General features: G+C 42.8%; 4 protein-coding genes. 2 read left to right on the forward strand and 2 right to left on the reverse strand.

All coding sequences use genetic code 11. The features are described from left to right. Positions 1-16: 16 nt before the first annotated feature. Both EWV66_RS20255 and EWV66_RS20260 read right to left on the reverse strand, forming a co-directional pair. Complete coding sequence (locus tag EWV66_RS20255; protein WP_052276960.1) at positions 17-232, reverse strand: hypothetical protein; 216 nt, start codon at positions 230-232, stop codon at positions 17-19. A 316-nt stretch (positions 233-548) separates the two neighbouring features. After that, positions 549-1,256: a DUF8619 family protein gene (locus tag EWV66_RS20260; RefSeq protein ID WP_052276961.1), complete on the reverse strand. Its 708-nt coding sequence runs from the start codon at positions 1,254-1,256 to the stop codon at positions 549-551. A gap of 573 nt (positions 1,257-1,829) precedes the next feature. On the opposite strand from EWV66_RS20260, the gene EWV66_RS20265 reads away from it, so the two are divergent. Together EWV66_RS20265 and cobJ are read left to right on the forward strand one after the other, a co-directional pair. After that, positions 1,830-2,558 carry a Uma2 family endonuclease gene (locus EWV66_RS20265; RefSeq protein ID WP_052276962.1) on the forward strand — a complete coding sequence of 243 codons (729 nt, stop codon included), beginning with the start codon at positions 1,830-1,832 and terminating at the stop codon, positions 2,556-2,558. Next, positions 2,555-4,000, forward strand: coding sequence for a precorrin-3B C(17)-methyltransferase (cobJ, locus tag EWV66_RS20270; protein WP_287108020.1), 1,446 nt, complete (start codon positions 2,555-2,557; stop codon positions 3,998-4,000). Before EWV66_RS20265 ends, cobJ begins: the two co-directional genes overlap by 4 nt. Positions 4,001-4,800 lie beyond the last annotated feature (800 nt).

Here is a 4,800-nt window from a genome sequence, read left to right on the forward strand (position 1 = left end):
GTGTGATAATTTTTGCTTATGGAATTGTGAAATGCTTATCGGGCAAGACTTTTAGGGCTATTTTGACGAAGAAACCATCAGTATAGACCTCGTTTCCACACAGAAACCAGAAGAGCCAATCTGTTAAGGCAGGTGCGAAAAATCCTTCGGGAAAGAAGCAGAAACCCAAATCGTGAGGTTTGGGAATCGCCGTCCGTTTTACGGCGGCGAGGATGTCAAAGGATGCCGTCATCGATTTATCTCCTTCTAAGCTCAATTAACATTATATTGAACCCCTTGCATAATTAATTTTTGATGGTTAAAAAACGGCAAAAATAAGGATTAAATGGCATAAACTGTGTAAATAGACCATTTAATTGATTATTATTCCAAATCCGTTTTTAATAGTGTGATTAACTCTCAAGTTATGAATTGTTTCTCCCTTCTCCCCACACCCCACACCCTACACCCCACACCCTACACCCTACTCTCCTATACCTTTTAAACAGGATTTAGTATTATTCATTGATAGCCGAGAAACCGGTGTTTTTTCAAAGATCGCCGAACCATTAACGGGTTTTGCGTCTTCGGATGACATTATTAGAATAACGAGAAGGTTTTGGCCGGGGTTCTTTTCCCCCTCCCAATTCGCGACTAACTTGCTGAAAAATATCCCGTCGCAGCACGGGATATTCCCCTATCCACTGGTCGAGTTGGGGAAGATGGACATCAGAAAGCTGATTGATATCCCCTAAATCGGGTTCTCGAGACATTAACAAAGCTTCGGCCACCATTCCGGGACGGATCGATTTATGGATGCGTTTGAGGGGAGCGCGAATGATCGCCGAAAAGCCAGTTTGATCACCGATTTCTAGATTAATACAGCGTTGGCGATTTTCGATAATCTCTAATTCCCCGCGTTTATTGACCCTTTCTTCTTCCCCGATTAATTCCTCGGTTACAAAAGCATCGAAAACGCGACCGCGCCAAAACCCCCCGTAGGGAAGACGACGATAGGTATTATTACGAACACTGGCCCAGTAAACCGGACCCCAGAGCCAATATAAACCGGCGATAATGTCGAATATCAGTTTAATTGTTAAACCACCTGGGCCGAATAAATTACCGATTAACCAAGCTGCGGTGAGAGCGATGATAGAAATGAATAAACGGCGCAGAAAATCAGACCATTTACCCCAATAGTGAGCGTACTGGGGACCTGTGGCGATAATCGGGACAATTTGCTCGATCGATTGACGGGTAAGGGGAACCAACATTATCAGTTATCGGTTATTCGTGAACGGGTAGGCTCTAGAAGAGGACGTTTACCTTTCATTTAGGTGCGCTATATCAGTTATGACAGCGTTTCTCATAACTAGATGAAGTGTAACCTAATTTGGTATCGACTACCGACTTCCCAAAACGAAAACTTTGTACCTCACCACTAAGATAAATGCTATATTTTTGGGTAATTGTCTATCTGTTGGTCGCCATTCATCCCATCGCTAAAAGCTCAGGACTTCTGGCGAAATTTCAGCTAAAAGTTAAATCCCGCAAGAAGTCCAATAAAACAATCTAAGTAAGTAGTCATGCAAAATTAATTACCTGCCCGATCGAGCTAAAACCCTTACGGGGCAATGATCGTCATGTGTAAATAATTTTGCCTAGGTACTTAGCTGGTTATAATTAAATTAAAAATGGATTTTAGGTTCGATCCCCCCTGCCCCCCTTGATAAGGGGGGTGCCGATAGGCGGGGGGATACCCCTTAATAAGGGGGGCATCTGATAATTTTTAACGCCTACCTACTTATAATAAAATCAATGCTGTTTTGTTCCCAAAGACTGCCACCATGACTTCTTCTCCGGTTAAATCCTTAACTTCTCAGACTGTAACCACTCAACATTTACCCCCGTTAGAAAATGGGGATCGCTTAATTCGTCCCGAATTCGAGCGCCGTTATCAAGCTATGCCAGGATTAAAAAAAGCCGAACTGATCGAAGGAGTTGTATATATGGCATCCCCATTAAGGTTTAAATTTCATGCTGAACCCCACGGACGTTTAATCACTTGGTTGGGAGTTTATCAAGCTGCTACACCCCAAGTACAAATGGGTATTGAGCCAACCGTTCGCTTGGATATCGACAACGAACTACAGCCGGATGGGGTGTTATTAATCAGTCAAGAAAGCGGGGGAAAATCAACCCTAACTGTAGAGGGATACCTAGAAGGAGCGCCGGAATTAGTGGTAGAAATTGCCGCTAGTAGTGCCGCCATAGACTTAGGTGATAAAAAACGTGCTTATCGGCGCGGTGGCATTCAAGAATACCTTGTTTGGCAGGTATTTGACCAAAAAATTGATTGGTTTAGTTTAGAAAATGGCGATTATATTTCTTTGTTACCCAACCAAGAAGGAGTGATTTGCTCTCTAGTATTTCCGGGTTTGTGGTTAGATATTTCAGCCATGCTCAACGGCAATATGTCACGGGTGTTAGACATCTTAAAAGCTGGAATTAACTCGGCAGAGCAGCAAGAATTTGTCCAAAAGTTAACCGCAGCGCAGTCGGGGGAAGCCAAATGAAACCTCCAGCTATTTTCATTTTAGGAGAAACCAGTATCCCCGTTGCTCGTCAAGTGCAAATGGCCCTACCAGAAGCAGTGGTTTATGGATTAATAGATCGTACCCATTCGGCTGATTTTACCTATACTAATTTTGGCGAAACGGTGCGAGAATTTTTCCAGATGGGAACGCCAATTATTGGCATTTGTGCTGCGGGTATTTTGATTCGCACTTTAGCACCTTTATTAACTAATAAATGGCAAGAACCGCCTGTATTAGCACTCGCAGAAGATGGCAGTGCCGTAGTGCCTTTGTTGGGGGGTTTACAAGGGGTTAATGATCTCGCTCGTCAAATTGCCTCGGTTTTGCAAATTTCCCCCGCAATTACCACCACTGGTGATATTAGATTTAAAACGACTTTATTATCGCCACCACCGGGTTATCAGTTAGTTAATCCCGATGATGCTAAGAAGTTTCTTGCCGATTTATTGGCGGGTGAAAAAGTAAAATTAATTGGTGAAGCGGACTGGTTAAAAAATAGTAATTTACCGATTTCATCAGCAGCAAAACTGAGCATTGAGATTATCGATAAAAATAACTTAAACTTGGCAAAACCTAGCACTGCCTGTTTAGTTTATCTGTATGAGGAAAGCCAGCAAATTAAGGAAAAATCCAGTTTGTCCCCAGGGGATTTTGCCCAGGAAAGTCAAGGTAAATTAGCCATAGTCGGAACCGGCCCTGGTGCGCTAAATTGGATGTCGCCGGAAGTTCGAGAAGTGTTGGAAAAAGCCACGGATTGGGTGGGTTATAAAACTTATTTGGATTTGGTAGAATCCCTGCGAAAACCAGAAATTGTCCGCCATGAATCGGATAATCGGGTGGAACTTGATCGCGCAGAAATGGCCCTAGATTTAGCGGCTAAGGGGCGATCGGTTGTCTTAGTTTCTTCCGGAGATCCCGGAATTTATGCCATGGCCGCAGCCCTGTTTGAGGTATTAGAAAAAAAAGCAAAACCAGCATGGGATGCGATCGCCATTCAGGTCTGTCCGGGGATTTCGGCGATGCAAGCGGCGGCCGCGAGGGTTGGCGCACTTTTAGGACATGATTTTTGTGCGATTTCCCTATCAAATCTTCTCAAATCTTGGCAGGTGATTTCTCAGCGCATTGAGTTAGCAGCCCGAGCAGATTTAGCGATCGCATTTTATAATCCTGTGTCTCAAGAGCGCACTTGGCAATTGGAGAAGGCAAAAGAGATTTTATTACAATGGCGATCGCCGCAAACTCCTGTGGTATTAGCGCGTAATTTAGGACGAAAAGGGGAAACAGTGACGGTGAAATTCCTAGGGGATATGACTATTAAAGATGCGGATATGCGGACTATAATTTTGATCGGATCCAGTAAAACTCGCCTTATTGAGCAAGGTAAAACCAAGCAGTGGGTTTATACTCCACGTCACTATTAAGTAGGGTTTGCGGCAAAAAGTTTTTCGGTGGGTGTAGGGTGTAGGCTTCGGCCGTGAGCTCAGCCGAACGGGTGTAGGGTTTTAGCGATTTTGAGGGGGTCAATTACCTAATTTTCAGGGAAAAAGTACCTAAATTTTCCCCCCGATCACTCCGGGGTCTGGTACTTTTTGGTTGACAAAAAGTCTAAAAGTCTTACCCAACAAGGTTTTTAGATTTATTCAGCCAACCCTAATTACCGGTTACTGTTTACCGATCGCTCAAACAAGCTCCCATCTCCCTCCCCATCTGCAATAGAGCCATAGCTTTATGTAATTGTCAATATAGATTTACGAACTTTTTTGTCGAAACTGGATCATAAACTTTAAAAATAGGCATGATGGGAATATACCAAATTTCTAAATCCATTACAGACATCCACGCTCGAATGCTTGCCAAGCCTGCATTCGTTGTGACGCCAATAAAGAAAAATGGGAATAGTTGGGATCGAGGGGGCGGAAAGACGGATAAACTGGTAGCTTTGTACTTACATATACTTGGCGATATCAGGAATTCACGCTACTCTAGGTATCGGGTTCTTTACATTTTGTTACTTAACATCCGTAACAAAAACTGGTTCGTATACATTATTGTCTCAAAAAAGAATCTTAAAAAAGTGTTAAGGTTTTATAATTGGGGAGTGTTAAGCTAAAACGCACTTAAACCACCTAAAATAGAAATAGTAATTTTAGAAAAATCCTACTTATGCCAGCCAAAGATTTCCTAGACTTAGAAGAAAAGAAAAACTTACAAAAAGCTCTTA

This window comes from Microcystis sp. M_OC_Ca_00000000_C217Col, from assembly GCF_007095585.1.
Classification (GTDB): Bacteria; Cyanobacteriota; Cyanobacteriia; order Cyanobacteriales; family Microcystaceae; genus Microcystis; species Microcystis panniformis.

What these genes read in the sequence shown, in the direction of transcription:
- EWV66_RS20260 (WP_052276961.1), bottom strand. Translation starts at nt 1,256, where the DNA reads ATGTTGGTTCCCCTTACCCGTCAATCGATCGAGCAAATTGTCCCGATT.
- EWV66_RS20255 (WP_052276960.1), bottom strand. Translation starts at nt 232, where the DNA reads ATGACGGCATCCTTTGACATCCTCGCCGCCGTAAAACGGACGGCGATT.
- cobJ (WP_287108020.1), top strand. Translation starts at nt 2,555, where the DNA reads ATGAAACCTCCAGCTATTTTCATTTTAGGAGAAACCAGTATCCCCGTT.
- EWV66_RS20265 (WP_052276962.1), top strand. Translation starts at nt 1,830, where the DNA reads ATGACTTCTTCTCCGGTTAAATCCTTAACTTCTCAGACTGTAACCACT.